The following is a 14,213-nucleotide window of genomic DNA, read 5'->3' as shown; positions in this document are numbered from 1 at the left end:
TCATAATAGAAATTCCGCCATGTCCTCGATGACCTCGAGGCAGTTGTCGCTCAGCACCGCCAGCTCGTGCTCGATGTCGGCCAGAGCGGCGTTGAGCGACAGGGCGCCGAACACCACGTACCAGTCGTCGAGCCGGGCGAAGGCCGACAGGGGCATGGGGATGTTCATGTCGAGCATGGCCTCCAGCATGGCCTGGCGCCGGGTCGGATCGACCTGGCTTTCATCCCACAGGTAGCTGATGCACAAAATCTGATCGTCGGAAACGGAGATGAACAGGGGCAGCTCTTCGCGCCCCTCCACCGTCACCTTGAGCACCTCCACCTCGCCGGGGATGGGAAAGCACTGAAAGCCGAAACCCGTGCTCGACTGGTCGCCGAGCCCTTCGAGATGCCGGCCGATAACTGAGAGTTCCATCAACAGGTCCTGACATAATAAGTCCGCTACAGACTAATCAGCCACCGTCTTCAGTGCAAGCCCGCACTTGCGCTCCGCCGGCCGGCACGACAATCTGCGCCGGCTCTCTGTTCATGGGCGGCAACAATGGTAGTCTGATGCCAGAATCCGCCAACAAGGAAACCTAGATGGGAGAGATGCCCGCCCTGCTCGGGGCCCAGGCCGACAGACACTGGGCCCGCTTCGAAGAACGCGCCGGCGACATCCGCGCCGGCCTGAGTGCGCCGCGCTGCGGACGGCTCAGGGCGCTGTTCGCCTGCAGCGACTTCGCCGCCGACAGCCTGTGCCAGCAGCCGGAACTGGCCCTGGAACTGGACGATGAACGGGATTTGCACAACGGCGACCGGGCCGGCCGTTACCGACCGGCGCTGGCCGCCCAGCTGGCGGCCGTGAATGACGAGCCCGGCCTGCTGCGCAGCTTGCGCCGCTTTCGCCGGCGCGAGCTGCTGCTGATCGCCTGGCGGGAGATGCTGCTGGGGGCCGAGGTGGAGGAAAGCTTCGAGCATATCTCGGCCCTGGCCGATGCCCTGATCGTGGAAGCCTACCACTGGCTCTACCGGCGCCAGTGCGCCGAGCTGGGTACCCCCTCGGATGCCGAGGGCAAGCCGGTGCCCATGCTGATCCTGGGCATGGGCAAGCTGGGCGGGCGGGAGCTCAATTTCTCCTCCGACATCGACCTTATCTTCACCTTTCCCCACAACGGAGTGACCAAGGGCGGGCGGCGCGAACTGGCCAATCAGCAGTTCTTCATCCGCCTGGGACAGAAGCTGGTCAACGCCCTGCACCAGACCACGGTGGACGGCCAGGTCTACCGGGTGGACATGCGGCTGCGGCCCTTCGGCGAGTCCGGTCCCCTGGCGGTGAGTTTTGCCGCCATGGAAGACTACTACCAGCACCACGGCCGCACCTGGGAGCGCTACGCCATGGTCAAGGCCCGCATCCTCAACGATGAGGGCGAATACAGTGCCGAGCTCAAGGCCATGCTCAAGCCCTTCGTGTTCCGCCGTTACATCGACTTCGGGGTGATCGACTCCCTGCGCCAGATGAAGGCGATGATCGCCGCCGAGGTGCGGCGCAAGGGGCTCAAGGACAACATCAAGCTGGGTGCTGGCGGTATCCGCGAGGTGGAGTTCATCGCCCAGGTGTTCCAGCTGATCCGCGGCGGCCGGGAGCCGGCGCTGCAGGTGCGCCATCTGCCCCACGCCCTGGCGGCGGCGCGGGAAGCGGGGGCGCTCAGCCCCGAGGTGGCCGGGGATCTGCACCAAAGCTATCGTTTCCTGCGCAGGGTCGAGAACTTTTTGCAGGCCTTCGCCGATCAGCAGACCCAGACCCTGCCCCAGGACGAACTCAACTGCACCCGCCTGGCCTGGTTGACGGGCTACCCCGATTGGGATGCCTTCTACCGGGCGCTGCACGAGGCCATGGCCCTGGTCCATCGCCAGTTTGAACTGCTGATCGGCGACAGCGCCGAGGCGGAGGAGGAGGGGGCGGCCCAGATCTGGTTCGACCTCTGGCAGACCGACTGGGAAGAGGAAGAACTGGTCCGGCTGCTGCAGGAGCAGGGCATGGAGCAGGACAAGGCCGGCCGCCTGGCCCTGGCCCTCAACACCTTCAAGGAGGAATGCCCGCGCCGGGCCATGGGCCCCCAGGGACGCCAGGCGCTGGAGAAGCTGATGCCGGTGCTGCTCGACAAGGTCAGCCAGTCCGACACCCCCGGCATCCTGTTCGCCCGGCTGCAAAAATTGCTGCTGCAAATCGCCACCCGCACCGCCTACCTGCAACTGCTGGTGGAAAACGCCGGCGCCCTGACCCAGCTGATCCGCCTGTGCGAGGCCAGCTCCCTGGTGGCCGAGCAGCTGGCACGCTATCCCATTCTGCTGGACGAGCTGCTGGTGCCCCAACTGCTGTACAATCCCATCCCCCTCGACGCCTATCAGGGCGAGCTGCGCCAGTTCCTGCTGCGGGTGCCGGAGGAGGACGTAGAGCAGCAGATGGAGGCCCTGCGCCAGTTCAAGCAGATCCATCTGCTGCGCATTGCCGCCGCCGACATCGCCGGCGCCCTGCCGCTGATGAAGGTGAGCGATCATCTCACCTGGCTGGCGGAGGCCATAGTGGAAGAGGTGGTCAACCAGGCGTGGACCCAGATGAGTGCTCGTCACGGCGTGCCCGAGCAACTGGCGGACAGCGGCCGCAAGGGCTTCGGGGTGGTGGCCTACGGCAAGCTGGGCGGAATCGAGCTGGCCTACAGTTCGGATCTGGATCTGGTGTTCGTACAGGAAGCCGGGCTCAAGGGCCAGACCAACGGCGAAAAGCCCCTCGACTGCCGCCAGTTCTACCTGCGCCTGGCCCAGCGCATCATCCACCTGTTCAGCACCCGCACCCCCAGCGGCGTGCTCTACGAGGTAGACATGCGGCTGCGCCCGAGCGGCGCCTCCGGCCTGATGGTGAGTCCGCTCGACGCCTACCGTACCTACCTGCACAACGAGGCCTGGACCTGGGAGCACCAGGCCCTGGTGCGCAGCCGTATGATAGTGGGCGATCCGCCCCTGTTCGACGCCTTCAACGACATCCGCCGGGAGGTACTGGGCAAGGAGCGGGAGCACCGAGAGTTGGCGCTGGAGGTGGTGCAGATGCGCGAGAAGATGCGTGCTCATCTCATTAAGGCCGGCCCCGGCGAGTTCCACCTCAAGCAGTCGGTGGGCGGTCTGGCCGATATCGAGTTCCTCACCCAATACCTGGTGCTGGCCCATGCCCAAGAGCATCCGGCCCTGACCCGCTGGTCCGACAATATCCGCATCCTGGAAGCGGCGGTGGAGGTGGGGCTGCTGGAAGAGGAGGAGGCCGGGCGGTTGAAAGCCGCCTATTGCGCCATCCGCGACCGGGGCCACCGGCTGAGCCTGTCCGACCTGCCCGGCCGGGTGCCGGACACCGAACTCACCCGGGAGCGCGACTGGGTGGTGGCAAGCTGGAACAAATGGCTGTCTGTCGAGGGATAACGCAGTGCCGAAGCGCGAGCGCGCTGGCGATGGTGTGCCGAATGAAAAGGCCGCTGCCAACCCAAGCGGCCTTTAACACCATCCAGCTTCCGGCTTTCAGCCTTTTACCGCCGCCACCGCGTCCGCGGCCAGGCGGGTGATGCCGTCCCAGTCCTTGGCGGCGACCAGCTCCGCCGGCAGCATCCAGGAGCCGCCCACCGTCATCACCGATTTCACCGCCAGGTAGTCCCTGGCGTTGGCGGCGCTGACACCGCCGGTGGGGCAGAAGCGCAGCTGGGGCAGGGGGCCGGCCAGGGCCTTCAGCGCCTTGGCGCCGCCGTTGATCTCCGCCGGGAAGAACTTGAGGTGGGTGTAGCCCAGCTCCAGCGCCTGCATGGCCTCGGAGGGGGTGGCGATGCCGGGCATCAGTGGCACCGGGCCGGCCTTGGCGTGCTTGAGCAGGGCCGGGGTGAAGCCGGGAGTGATCACGAATTTGGCGCCGGCGGCCACGGCGGCGTCGTACTGCGCCACGTTGAGCACGGTGCCGGCGCCCACCAGGGCGTCGGGCAGCTCGCGGGCGATGGCACTGATGGCGTCCAGCGCCGCGGCCGAGCGCAGGGTCACTTCAAACACGGTGATGCCGCCGGCGGCCAGGGCCTTGGCCAGGGGCACGGCGTCGGCGGCGTCTTCCACTACCATCACCGGGACCACGGGGGAGGCGGAAAAGACGTCGGCGGGGGAAAGGGTCCAGCTCATGGGTTACTCCTGATAAAAGATAGAGGCGCCGGTTTCCGCACTGGAAACCTGGCGGCGGAACAGGGCGAACAGCTCGCGGCCCAGGCCGCTCTGCTCGCCGGTCAAGTCCGGTTGCAGCGGGCTGCGCTGCTCGAGCGCAGCCTCGGTGAACAGCCGGCCGCTGGCGGCGTCCAGGGTGATGATATCACCGTCGCGCAGCCGGCCCAGGGGGCCGCCCTTGGCGGCTTCCGGGGTGATATGGATGGCCGCCGGGATCTTGCCCGAGGCGCCGGACAGACGGCCGTCGGTGACCAGCGCCACCTTGAAGCCGGCCTTCTGGATATTGCCGAGGATCGGCATCAGCTTGTGCAGTTCGGGCATGCCGTTGGCGCCCGGCCCGTTGTGGTGCACCACCACGATGACATTCCGGTTGAGCTCGCCGTTCTGGTAGGCGCGCTCAACCGCATGCTGGCTGCTGAACAGGGCGGCGGGGGCGGTGATGAGCCGGTGTTCGGGCGCCACGGCGCTGACCTTGATCACCCCCCGGCCCAGGTTGCCGTCCAGCACCCGCAGGCCGCCGCTGACGCTGAACACCGTGTCCTGGGGCGGGATCACCGCCGGATCCCGGGTTTCCGGCACCGGTTGCCAGGCCAGTTGCTCACCTTCCAGCACCGGCTGACGGAAATAGTCCTCGAGCCGGCCAAACACGGGGGTGGCGTCCCTGTGCAGCAGGCCACGCTCGGCCAGCTTGTGCAGCAGCAGGGGCACGCCGCCCGCCTGATGGAAGGCGTTGATGTCCGCCGGGCCGTTGGGGTAGACCCGGGCCAGCAGGGGGACCACCTCGGAGAGATCGCTGAAATCGTCCCAGCTCAGCACCAGGCCCGCGGCCCGGGCCACCGCCACCATGTGCAGGGTGTGGTTGGTGCTGCCGCCGGAGGCGAGCAGGGCGATAAGGCCGTTGACCAGGCCTTTTTCATCCACCACCTCGGCCAGCGGACGGTAGTGGCCGCTGCCCTGGATCTGGCCGGCGAGGCGCAGGGCGGCGTGTTCGGTCAGCGCCCGGCGCAGGGCCGAGTGCGGGTGCACGAAGGCGGAGCCGGGCAGCATCAGGCCCATGGCCTCGAACACCAGCTGGTTGGTGTTGGCGGTACCGTAGAAGGTGCAGGTGCCGGGGGAGTGGTAGGCATTGCACTCCATCTCCAGCAACGCTTCCTTACCCACCTCACCGGCGGCGTATTGCTGGCGTACTTTGACCTTCTCGTCGTTGCTGATGCCGGTGGCCATGGGGCCGGCGGGCACGAAGGCGGTGGGCAGGTGGCCGAAGCTGAGGGCGCCGATCAGCTGGCCCGGGGCTATCTTGTCGCAGATGCCGAGCAGCAGGGTGGCGTCGAAGGTGTTGTGGCTGAGCGACAGGGCGGTGGCCTGGGCGATGACGTCGCGGGAAAACAGCGACATGTCCATCCCCGGCTGGCCCTGGGTGACGCCGTCGCACATGGCCGGCACGCCGCCGGCCACCTGGGCGCTGTGGCCCTGCTCCGCCAGCACCCGCTTGAGCTGCTCCGGGTAACCGGCATAGGGCTGGTGCGCCGACAGCATGTCGTTGTAGGCGCTGACGATGGCGACATTGGCGCTGGTCAGGTCGAGGATGCGCTGTTTCTGATCCGGGCCGCAGGCGGCCACCGCGTGGGCCAGGTTGCCACAGCTCAGGCTGGATCTGTGCTTGCCCTGCTCGGCCTGGGCCTGCATCCGGGCCAGGTAGTCTTCGCGTATCGCCCGGCTGCGCTCGAGGATACGGCGGGTAACCCGGCCGATCACCGGGTGGAGTTCAGTTGACATGGGCTTCTCCCTTGATGGCGGCGAGGGCGCGGTTGACCACCTCCTCGAAGTCGCCGTCGATGCTGATGAAGGTAACGTCGGGCTCGTCGGCGCCGGGGCGTTCCAGCACCTCGAACTGGTTCTGCAGCAGGGACTCGGGCATGAAGTGGCCGCTGCGCCGGCGCAGCCGGGCCAGGATCAGCTCGAAGTCGCCGTCGAGAAAGATAAAGCGCACCCGATCGTTGCCGGCGCGGATGCTGTCGCGATAATGGCGCTTGAGTGCGGAGCAGACGATGATCCCGGTCTCGCTCTTGTGGCGGATGCTGAATACGGCGTCGCGGATCCGCTCCAGCCAGGGCGCCCTGTCCTCGTCGCCCAGGGGGGTGCCCTCGGCCATCTTGAGGATATTGGCCCTGGGGTGCAGGTCGTCGCCGTCGATAAACTTGGCGCCCAACGCCCGAGCCAGGGCGGCGCCCACGCTCGATTTGCCGCAGGCGGTAACGCCCATCACTATGATGCTTTCTCCAGTCATGCTTGACCTCTGTCCCTACTGGTAATCTTGCCCTGGGGTGAATGGCTTTTACTTTATCAGGTTACGGGTAACATGTTACCAGTAACTTTTGGAAATGTGAGCTGATACACAATGACAACAACAGGCGATATGGCCGGAGATGGCGATGCAATAAGCGGAGTTTTTAATTTAATCTGTTTTTAATCAGTGTTTTATGTCTTATTTCCGGCCGGCGGAAAAGATTTTATGATGTACGGTTTTTTTGAGCCCAGTCCCATTTTTTAACTTTATCGTCACTTGGGGCTTGGTGCCTCACCGTGGTTACGCGTAACATGTTACTGGTAACTTCACTGAGCAATGGAATGGAGTAAAGGCCATGGCGGAGATGTCCCCCAAACCCGTGTCTGTGCTGCGCCGTGCAGCGGAGGCCATGTTGGCCATCAGCATGTTCGGCATGGTGTGCGCCGTGTTCCTGAACGTGCTGATGCGCTACCTGTTCAACACCGGCCTGGCCGGCTACGAGGAGCTGTCCCGTCTGCTGTTTGTCTGGCTGGTGTGCATCGGCGCCGTGCTGGCCACGGTCGACAATCAGCACCTGCGCTTCGACCTGGTGGTGGACCGGCTGCCGGCGCCGGCACAGCGGCTGTGCCGCTGGCTGAGCCGGATCCTTATCGGCTGGGCCCTCTACCACCTGCTGGTGGGCGCCTGGGCCCAGATACTGGTGGGCATCGACAGCCGCAGTCCGGTACTGGGTTATCCCCTGGCACTGGCGGCGGCGGCGGTGTTTACCATGGGCGCCTGCATGGCGGCGCTGCTGCTGCGCGAGACCTGGCAGGAGCTGCGCTGCCGTCGCGGAGAAGCCGGCGCCGCCGTTACCACTCATAGCGTTAAGTAAGGATAGCTACCATGTCGATCGCAATTTTTCTGGCGGTACTGTTCAGCTCCATGAGCATCGGCGTGCCCATCGCCTTCGCCCTGATGCTGACCGCCCTGGCGCTGATGATCCAGCTCGACTTCTTCGATGCCCAGCTGCTGGCGCAGAACGTGCAAGCGGGCTTCGACAACTTCCCCCTGCTGGCGGTGCCCTTCTTCGTGCTGGCCGGTGAACTGATGACCGCCGGCGGCCTGTCGCGGCGCATCGTGGACCTGGCCCGGGTCTATTGCGGCCATGTGCGTGGCGGCCTGGGCTATGTGGCCATCGGCGCCTCTGTGCTGCTGGCCTCCATGAGCGGCTCGGCCATCGCCGACACCGCCGCCCTGGCCACCTTGCTACTGCCGATGATGCGCCGCCAGGGCTACCCGCTCGGCAGCAGCGGCGGCCTGATCGCCTCCGGCGGCATCATCGGCCCCATCATTCCGCCTTCCATGCCCTTCATCATCTACGGGGTGACCACCAACACCTCCATCAGCCAGCTGTTCCTGGCGGGTATCGCCCCCGGCATCATGATGGCGCTGGCCATCGCCGTCGCCTGGGGCTGGATAGTGCGCGGCAAGGAACTGCCGGTGGAGGAGAAAGCCAGCTGGAAGGAACGCGGCCGGGTGATGCGCCGCAGCATCTGGGCCCTGCTGTTGCCGGTGATCATCGTCGGCGGCCTGCGCGGCGGCATCTTCACCCCCACCGAGGCGGCGGTGGTGGCGGCGGTCTACGCCCTGATCATCACCACCCTGGTGTACCGGGAGCTGGATCTGAAAGGCCTGTACAAGGTGCTGGTGGATGCCTCCAAGACCACTTCTGTGGTGATGTTCCTGGCCGGTGCCGCCATGGCGTCCTCCTACATGATCACCCTGGCGGATCTGCCGCGCCAGCTGATCGACCTGTTCGAGCCGGTGCTGGGCAGCCCCATGCTGTTCATGGCGCTGGTGGTGCTGTTCCTGCTGGTGATTGGCATGGTGATGGATCTCACCCCCGCCATCCTGATCCTGGCGCCGGTGCTGGCGCCGATGGCCGCCGCCGCCGGGGTGAACCCGGTGTATTTCGGCCTCATCTTTATCATGTCCGGCTGTATCGGGCTGATCACCCCGCCGGTGGGCACCGTGCTCAACGTGGTCTCCGGCGTGGGCAACATGAAAATGGAGGCGGTGGTGCGGGGTGTGATGCCCTTTATCGTCGCCTATTTCACGCTGCTGGCACTGCTGGTGCTGTTCCCGCAGCTGGTACTCTGGCCACTGAGCTGGCTGTCCTGACCCCGGGTCTTGTTAACTTGATAAGGATATTTCCATGAAACTGAAAACCCTCGTACTGTCCGGCATGATCGGCCTGATGTCCGCCAACGCCATGGCGGCCGACATCCAGTCTCGGATGATCCGCTTCGGCTACGGCCTGAATGAAGACTCCAACCAGGGCCGGGCCACCCAGAAGTTCGCCGCCGAAGTGGGCAAGCTGTCCGGCGACAAGATGAAGGTACGCGCCTTCGGCGCCGCCACCCTGGGCTCGGATCTGCAGATGCAGCAGGCGCTGCTGGGTGGTGCCCAGGAGATGATGGTGGGCTCCACCGCCACCCTGGTGGGCATAGTGCCGGAAATGGCTGTTTGGGATACCCCCTTCCTGTTCAACAACGTCGAGGAAGCGGATGCCGTGCTCGACGGCCCGGTGGGCGAGCAGGTGATGGCGAAACTGGAAGAGAAGGGCCTGATCGGCCTGGTGTACTGGGAAAACGGCTTCCGCAACCTGACCAACAGCCGTGGCCCGGTCACCAGCCTGGAAGACATGGACGGTATCCGCCTGCGGGTGATGCAGAACAACGTCTTCCTCGACAGCTTCAAGGCGCTGGGCGCCAATGCCGTGCCCATGGCGTTTTCCGAACTGTTCACCGCGCTCGAAACCCGCACCGTGGACGGTCAGGAAAACCCCTATAACACCATCCTCTCCAGCAAGTTTTACGAGGTGCAGAAATACCTGACCGTGACCAACCACGTCTACAGCCCCTGGATAGTGCTGGTGAGCAAGAAGTTCTGGGACAAGCTGTCCGACGACGAGCGCCAGGTACTCAAACAGGCCGCCGAGGCCTCCCGCGACTTCGAGCGTCGTGACACCCGGGAAGAGGCCGCCTGGGCCCTGGCCGAGCTGAAGGAAAAGGGCATGGAAGTGAACGAGCTGGATGCGGCCGAAGTGGATCGCATGCGCGCCCGCCTGGACGAGGTCAACCAGGGCATCGCCCAGGACGTGGGTCAGCAGCTGTGGGACGATGTACAGGCCGAGCTGCAGAAGATCCGCGGTTGATCCCGCTCTGATCCTGTACCTTGAAGGCGCCCGCGGGCGCCTTTTGTCCTATTCAGGCCCGCTCGGCGCGGAACAGGGGACGGTACAGAAAGCCCTGCACATAGTCCACGCCGAGCTGGCGGGCGAAGTGCAGGTCTTCTTCGTTTTCCACCCCTTCCAGGATCAGCTGCTTTCCGCTCTGCCGGGCAAAGTGACACAGGGCCTGGAGCAGATGATCGTAGTTTTCCTTGCTCTGGTTTTTGATCCAGGAGCGATCCAGCTTGAGATAATCCATATTGAGCAGGATTTCGAAGGACAACATGCTGTTGGGGGCGCCGATGTCGTCCAGGGCAATACGCAGTCCCGATTCCTTGTAGGCGCTGCTCATGCTGCTGCTGTAGAGGGCGTCGTTGGCATCGCTGTTTTCGATGATTTCCACCACCAGGTGCGGCTTGCCCTTGAGCAGTTCCAGCAGCGGATTGCGCTCGTCCCGCCCGAACAGGGCGAAAGCATGGGGATCGATATTGAGGAAGAGATCCTGGCCTTTGGGGGCATAGGCCAGCTGCAGCCATTTCATCTGGTACTCGATGTTGAACAGGCTGAGGTCATCCACATGCAGGGCATCGAACACCAGATCCGGCCGCAGGGACTCCCCTTCCGGGGTGTAGAAACGAGCCAATCCTTCCCAGCCCATGATGTCGCCGCTTTGCAGCTCGACGATGGGCTGGTACTCCACGCCGAAACGGCGATTCTGCAATAAGTCATAGAGGGTAAAGTTGTCGACGCTGCTCAGGGCTCGTTTCAGCATGGTGATCTAACATTAAGATGATAATAATACTTATTGTCATTAATGGCTTTTTTGTTGTCAATTGAATCTTTACCTTGGTCCCGATAGCGCCCTGCCCACTTTGGAGCCGTTTTCCCGGCCCAACTGCCGGCTGATCCAGTGCCCCGTCTCCACCAGCCTGGCCAGGTCCACCCCGGTCTGGAAGCCGAGGCCGTGCAGCAGGTAGACCACCTCTTCGCTGGCCAGGTTGCCGGAGGCGCCTTTGGCATAGGGGCAGCCGCCCAGGCCCGCCACTGAGCAGTCGACGATGCGCACCCCTTCTTCCAGCACCGCATAGAGATTGGCCAGGGCCTGGCCGTAGGTATCGTGGAAGTGGGCGGCGAGTCGCGTTATCGGCACCTCCCGGCGCACCGCAGCCAGCATGGCCCTGGCCTTGCCCGGGGTGCCGGTGCCGATGGTGTCACCGAGGGAAACCTCATAGCAACCCATCCGGTGCAGGGCCCCCGCCACCCGGGCCACGGCATCGGGGCTGATCTCGCCTTCGTAGGGACAGCCGAGCACGGTGGACACGTAGCCCCGCACCCGGATCCGGCGGGCCCGGGCCTCGGCCAGCACGGGTGTGAAACGCGCCAGGCTCTGATCGATGGAGCAGTGGATGTTCTGCTGGCAGAACGACTCGGAGGCGGCGGTGAACACCGCCACCTCGTCGGCGCCGGCGGCCAGGGCCGCCGTCAGCCCCTTGAGGTTGGGGGTGAGGGCCGCGTAGACCACCCCGATCTTGCGGCGGATGCCCGCCAGCACGGCGGCGCCGTCGGCCATTTGCGGCACCCACTTGGGCGAGACGAAGCTGGCCGCCTCTATATGTGTCAGGCCGCAGGCGGCGAGCCGCTCGATCAGTTCAATCTTGACCGCCGTGGGGACCAGGACGGCCTCGTTCTGCAGCCCGTCCCGCGGGCCCACCTCCACCAGCTTGACCCTATCCATCCGCTTCCTCCAGCCGCAGCAGTTCATCCCCTTCGTTCACCTGGTCGCCTTCCCGGCAGCGGATCTCCGCCACCCGGCCGGCGGCGGGGGCGCGCAGGGGGTGTTCCATCTTCATCGCCTCCAGCACCAGCAAAGTCTGGCCGGCGGCGACGGTGTCGCCCACCGCCACCCGCAGCTGGCCGATGAGCCCGGGCATGGGCGCCCTGAGGCCGGCCTGATGCCCGCCCTGGTGCCGGGCGACCTCGAGCGGGGCCAGGCGCAGGTCGTAGCGCTCGCCCCGGTGGAACAGCCACAACTGGTCGGCGTGACGGGCGCAGTGGCAGGGCAGGGGCTCGCCGTCCAGCTCCGCCTGCAGCCGGTCGCCGTCGAGCAGCGCATGGACCTGGTGACGGTGCCCGCCACTCTCCACCTGCCAGCCGAGGTCTTCGGCGGTCATATCGACTTCATGCCGCTCCCCGCCGTATTCCAGCTCTATCCGACGCCGTGCCGGCAGGTTGAGCCACCACCCCGAGTGGCCGGAGAAGGGGGCGATCTCGTCGTTCGGCTCCAGCGCCAGCCAGCAGGCGGCGGCCAGGGCCAGCACCCGGGAGGGAGACAGGGCGGGTGGGGCAAAGAGCAGCGCCCGGTGCTGCTCGATAAAGCCGGTGTGGAGCTCGGCGGCCTGCAGCGGCGCCGAGCCCGCCAGGGCGTGCAGAAAGCGCAGGTTGGTCCTGACCCCGCCGATGCGATACTGGGCCAGGGCCCGGGCCAGCCGGTGCAGGGCCTGCTCGCGACTGGGATCCCAGACGATCAGCTTGGCGATCAGGGGATCGTAGTGGATACCCACCTCGTCGCCTTCGCGCACCCCGGTATCCAGCCGCACCCGGGGGCCGGTGGCCGGCTCGCGCAGGTAGTGCAGGGGGCCGGCGGCGGGCAGGAAACCCTGGTCGGCGTCTTCGGCATAGACCCGCGCTTCGACGGCGTGGCCGCGGACGGTCACCTGCGCCTGGGTCAGCGGCAGCGGCTCACCCGCCGCCACCCGCAACTGCCATTCCACCAGGTCCAGGCCGGTGACCAGCTCGGTCACCGGGTGCTCCACCTGCAGCCGGGTGTTCATCTCCATAAAATAGAAGCGGCCGTCCTCCTGATAGAGAAACTCGATGGTACCGGCCCCTTCATAGTCGATGGCCCGGGCGGCGCGCACCGCCGCCTCGCCCATGGCCACCCGGGTGTCGGGGGCAAGGTTGGGGGCGGGAGCCTCCTCCAGCACCTTCTGGTGGCGGCGTTGTACCGAGCAATCCCGCTCGGCCAGATAAAGTCCCTGGCCGAATCGGTCGCAGAACACCTGCACCTCCACGTGGCGGGCTTGGGGCAGGTAGCGTTCCAGCAGCATGGCGTCGTCGCCGAAGGCGGCCCTGGCCTCGCGCCGGGCGGCGGCCAGAGCCTCGTCGAATTCGTCGAGATGGCTGACTACCCGCATGCCCTTGCCGCCGCCGCCGGCCACCGCCTTCAGCAGCAGCGGAAAGCCGCAGCGCCCGGCCTCCTGCCGCAGCCGCTCCGGGGACTGTTCGGGGCCGTGGTAGCCGGGCACCACCGGCACCCCGGCCGTTTCCATCAGCGCCTTGGCGGCGGACTTGGAGCCCATGGCGGCGATGGCCTCGGCGGGCGGGCCGACGAAGACCAGGCCGGCGGCGGCACAGGCGCGGGCGAAGCCGGCGTTTTCCGACAGGAAACCGTAGCCCGGGTGCACCGCCTGGGCGCCAGCGGCCCGGGCGATGGCCAGCAGCTTGTGCTGATTCAGGTAGCTCTGGGTGGCCTGCGCCGGGCCCAGGTGCCAGGCCTCGTCGGCCAGGGCCAGATGGCGGGCGTTCCGGTCGGCGTCGGAGTAGACCGCCACGCAGGCGATGCCGAGCCGGTGGGCGGTGCGGATGATGCGGCAGGCGATCTCGCCCCGGTTGGCGACCAAGAGCTTAGTGAACATCTTCGTCCTCCCAGGCCGGCGGCCGTTTTTGCAGGAAGGCGCCGATGCCCTCTTGCGCCTCGGCGCCGGCCCGCAACTCGGCGATGCGGCGCGCGCTCTCTTCGATCAGCGGCCCGTTGATGGGGCGGTAGGCGAACTCCCGGATCAATTGCTTGGCGGCGGCCAGCGCCACCGGACCATTGCGCAGCAGCGCCCGGATCAGGGGGGCCGCCGCTTCGTCCAGGCTCTGGCCGGGCTCGGCCAGCAGGTGTACCAGGCCCAGCCGTTCGGCTTCCCGGGCGGGAATGACCTCGGCGGTCAGCATATAGCGCCGGGCCTGGCGCGGCCCCATGGCGCGCAATACATAAGGACTGATGATGGCGGGAATGAGCCCCAGTCGTACCTCGCTCAGGCAGAAACGGGCATCGGCGGCGGCGACCACCAGGTCGCAGCAGGCCGCCAGGCCCAGGGCGCCACCGTAGGCCGCCCCCTGCACCAGCGCCAGGGTCGGGCCGGGGAACTGATCCAACCGCCGCAGCAGCAGGGCCAGCTGCTCGGCGTCGGCCAGGTTCTGCTGCCGGCTGTAGCCGGCAGCGCGCTGCATCCAGGCCAGATCCGCGCCGGCGCTGAAGTGCCTGCCCGTGCTGCGCAGCACCAGCAAGCGCAGGTCGAGCAGATGGGCGGCGTTATCGAGCTGTTGGAGCATGGCGGCAATCAGCGCATCGTCGAAGGCGTTGTGGCGGCCGGGCCGGTTCAGCACCAGCTCCCAGACACCGGGAAGCGAAGGTTGCAGCAACAGGGGCTCGTTCATGGCT

General features: G+C 66.2%; 12 protein-coding genes. 4 read left to right on the top strand and 8 right to left on the bottom strand.

Annotated elements, in window-relative coordinates:
- Positions 1-414 (bottom strand): YjfI family protein, encoded by a 414-nt coding sequence (locus tag ACT7DK_RS16815; protein WP_445401173.1) that lies wholly within the window; start codon positions 412-414, stop codon positions 1-3.
- Between the two features lie 167 nt (positions 415-581).
- Here ACT7DK_RS16815 and glnE point away from each other — a divergent pair, with 167 nt between their 5' ends.
- Positions 582-3,449 (top strand): bifunctional [glutamate--ammonia ligase]-adenylyl-L-tyrosine phosphorylase/[glutamate--ammonia-ligase] adenylyltransferase, encoded by a 2,868-nt coding sequence (gene glnE, locus ACT7DK_RS16810; protein WP_445401171.1) that lies wholly within the window; start codon positions 582-584, stop codon positions 3,447-3,449.
- A gap of 96 nt (positions 3,450-3,545) precedes the next feature.
- Here glnE and ACT7DK_RS16805 read toward each other — a convergent pair whose 3' ends face one another.
- The 3 genes from ACT7DK_RS16805 to ACT7DK_RS16795 are packed head-to-tail and all read right to left on the bottom strand — an operon-like array spanning position 3,546 to position 6,510.
- Positions 3,546-4,184, bottom strand: coding sequence for a bifunctional 4-hydroxy-2-oxoglutarate aldolase/2-dehydro-3-deoxy-phosphogluconate aldolase (locus tag ACT7DK_RS16805; protein WP_445401169.1), 639 nt, complete (start codon positions 4,182-4,184; stop codon positions 3,546-3,548).
- A 3-nt stretch (positions 4,185-4,187) separates the two neighbouring features.
- Positions 4,188-5,999, bottom strand: coding sequence for a phosphogluconate dehydratase (gene edd / locus ACT7DK_RS16800; protein WP_445401167.1), 1,812 nt, complete (start codon positions 5,997-5,999; stop codon positions 4,188-4,190).
- A complete protein-coding gene (locus tag ACT7DK_RS16795; RefSeq protein WP_445401165.1) occupies positions 5,989-6,510 on the bottom strand; it encodes a gluconokinase in 522 nt (173 codons plus the stop codon). The genes edd and ACT7DK_RS16795 overlap by 11 nt, the downstream gene beginning before the upstream one ends.
- A 355-nt stretch (positions 6,511-6,865) precedes the next feature.
- Here ACT7DK_RS16795 and ACT7DK_RS16790 point away from each other — a divergent pair, with 355 nt between their 5' ends.
- The 3 genes from ACT7DK_RS16790 to ACT7DK_RS16780 are packed head-to-tail and all read left to right on the top strand — an operon-like array spanning position 6,866 to position 9,709.
- Complete coding sequence (locus ACT7DK_RS16790) at positions 6,866-7,384, top strand: TRAP transporter small permease (protein WP_445401163.1); 519 nt, start codon at positions 6,866-6,868, stop codon at positions 7,382-7,384.
- Between the two features lie 11 nt (positions 7,385-7,395).
- Complete coding sequence (locus tag ACT7DK_RS16785; protein WP_445401161.1) at positions 7,396-8,673, top strand: TRAP transporter large permease; 1,278 nt, start codon at positions 7,396-7,398, stop codon at positions 8,671-8,673.
- Positions 8,674-8,707: 34 nt separating this feature from the next.
- Positions 8,708-9,709 (top strand): TRAP transporter substrate-binding protein, encoded by a 1,002-nt coding sequence (locus ACT7DK_RS16780; RefSeq protein WP_445401159.1) that lies wholly within the window; start codon positions 8,708-8,710, stop codon positions 9,707-9,709.
- A 52-nt stretch (positions 9,710-9,761) separates the two neighbouring features.
- Here ACT7DK_RS16780 and ACT7DK_RS16775 read toward each other — a convergent pair whose 3' ends face one another.
- The 4 genes from ACT7DK_RS16775 to ACT7DK_RS16760 form a co-directional block, all read right to left on the bottom strand.
- Positions 9,762-10,496: an EAL domain-containing protein gene (locus ACT7DK_RS16775; protein WP_445401157.1), complete on the bottom strand. Its 735-nt coding sequence runs from the start codon at positions 10,494-10,496 to the stop codon at positions 9,762-9,764.
- Positions 10,497-10,565: 69 nt separating this feature from the next.
- Complete coding sequence (locus ACT7DK_RS16770; RefSeq protein ID WP_445401155.1) at positions 10,566-11,459, bottom strand: hydroxymethylglutaryl-CoA lyase; 894 nt, start codon at positions 11,457-11,459, stop codon at positions 10,566-10,568.
- Positions 11,452-13,419, bottom strand: coding sequence for an ATP-binding protein (locus tag ACT7DK_RS16765; RefSeq protein ID WP_445401153.1), 1,968 nt, complete (start codon positions 13,417-13,419; stop codon positions 11,452-11,454). The genes ACT7DK_RS16770 and ACT7DK_RS16765 overlap by 8 nt, the downstream gene beginning before the upstream one ends.
- The gene (locus ACT7DK_RS16760) at positions 13,409-14,209 is read right to left on the bottom strand and encodes an enoyl-CoA hydratase-related protein (protein ID WP_445401151.1); all 801 of its coding nucleotides are present in this window, start codon (positions 14,207-14,209) and stop codon (positions 13,409-13,411) included. The genes ACT7DK_RS16765 and ACT7DK_RS16760 overlap by 11 nt, the downstream gene beginning before the upstream one ends.
- Positions 14,210-14,213: the final 4 nt, after the last annotated feature.

It is taken from the genome of Zobellella sp. An-6 (genome assembly GCF_052487945.1).
Note: the sequence above shows the minus strand (reverse complement) of the source record. Positions and strands in the feature narration are given on the sequence as shown.

Coding starts and splice junctions, on each gene's coding strand:
- ACT7DK_RS16815 (WP_445401173.1), bottom strand. CDS start 414: ATGGAACTCTCAGTTATCGGCCGGCATCTCGAAGGGCTCGGCGACCAG.
- glnE (WP_445401171.1), top strand. CDS start 582: ATGGGAGAGATGCCCGCCCTGCTCGGGGCCCAGGCCGACAGACACTGG.
- ACT7DK_RS16805 (WP_445401169.1), bottom strand. CDS start 4,184: ATGAGCTGGACCCTTTCCCCCGCCGACGTCTTTTCCGCCTCCCCCGTG.
- edd (WP_445401167.1), bottom strand. CDS start 5,999: ATGTCAACTGAACTCCACCCGGTGATCGGCCGGGTTACCCGCCGTATC.
- ACT7DK_RS16795 (WP_445401165.1), bottom strand. CDS start 6,510: ATGACTGGAGAAAGCATCATAGTGATGGGCGTTACCGCCTGCGGCAAA.
- ACT7DK_RS16790 (WP_445401163.1), top strand. CDS start 6,866: ATGGCGGAGATGTCCCCCAAACCCGTGTCTGTGCTGCGCCGTGCAGCG.
- ACT7DK_RS16785 (WP_445401161.1), top strand. CDS start 7,396: ATGTCGATCGCAATTTTTCTGGCGGTACTGTTCAGCTCCATGAGCATC.
- ACT7DK_RS16780 (WP_445401159.1), top strand. CDS start 8,708: ATGAAACTGAAAACCCTCGTACTGTCCGGCATGATCGGCCTGATGTCC.
- ACT7DK_RS16775 (WP_445401157.1), bottom strand. CDS start 10,496: ATGCTGAAACGAGCCCTGAGCAGCGTCGACAACTTTACCCTCTATGAC.
- ACT7DK_RS16770 (WP_445401155.1), bottom strand. CDS start 11,459: ATGGATAGGGTCAAGCTGGTGGAGGTGGGCCCGCGGGACGGGCTGCAG.
- ACT7DK_RS16765 (WP_445401153.1), bottom strand. CDS start 13,419: ATGTTCACTAAGCTCTTGGTCGCCAACCGGGGCGAGATCGCCTGCCGC.
- ACT7DK_RS16760 (WP_445401151.1), bottom strand. CDS start 14,209: ATGAACGAGCCCCTGTTGCTGCAACCTTCGCTTCCCGGTGTCTGGGAG.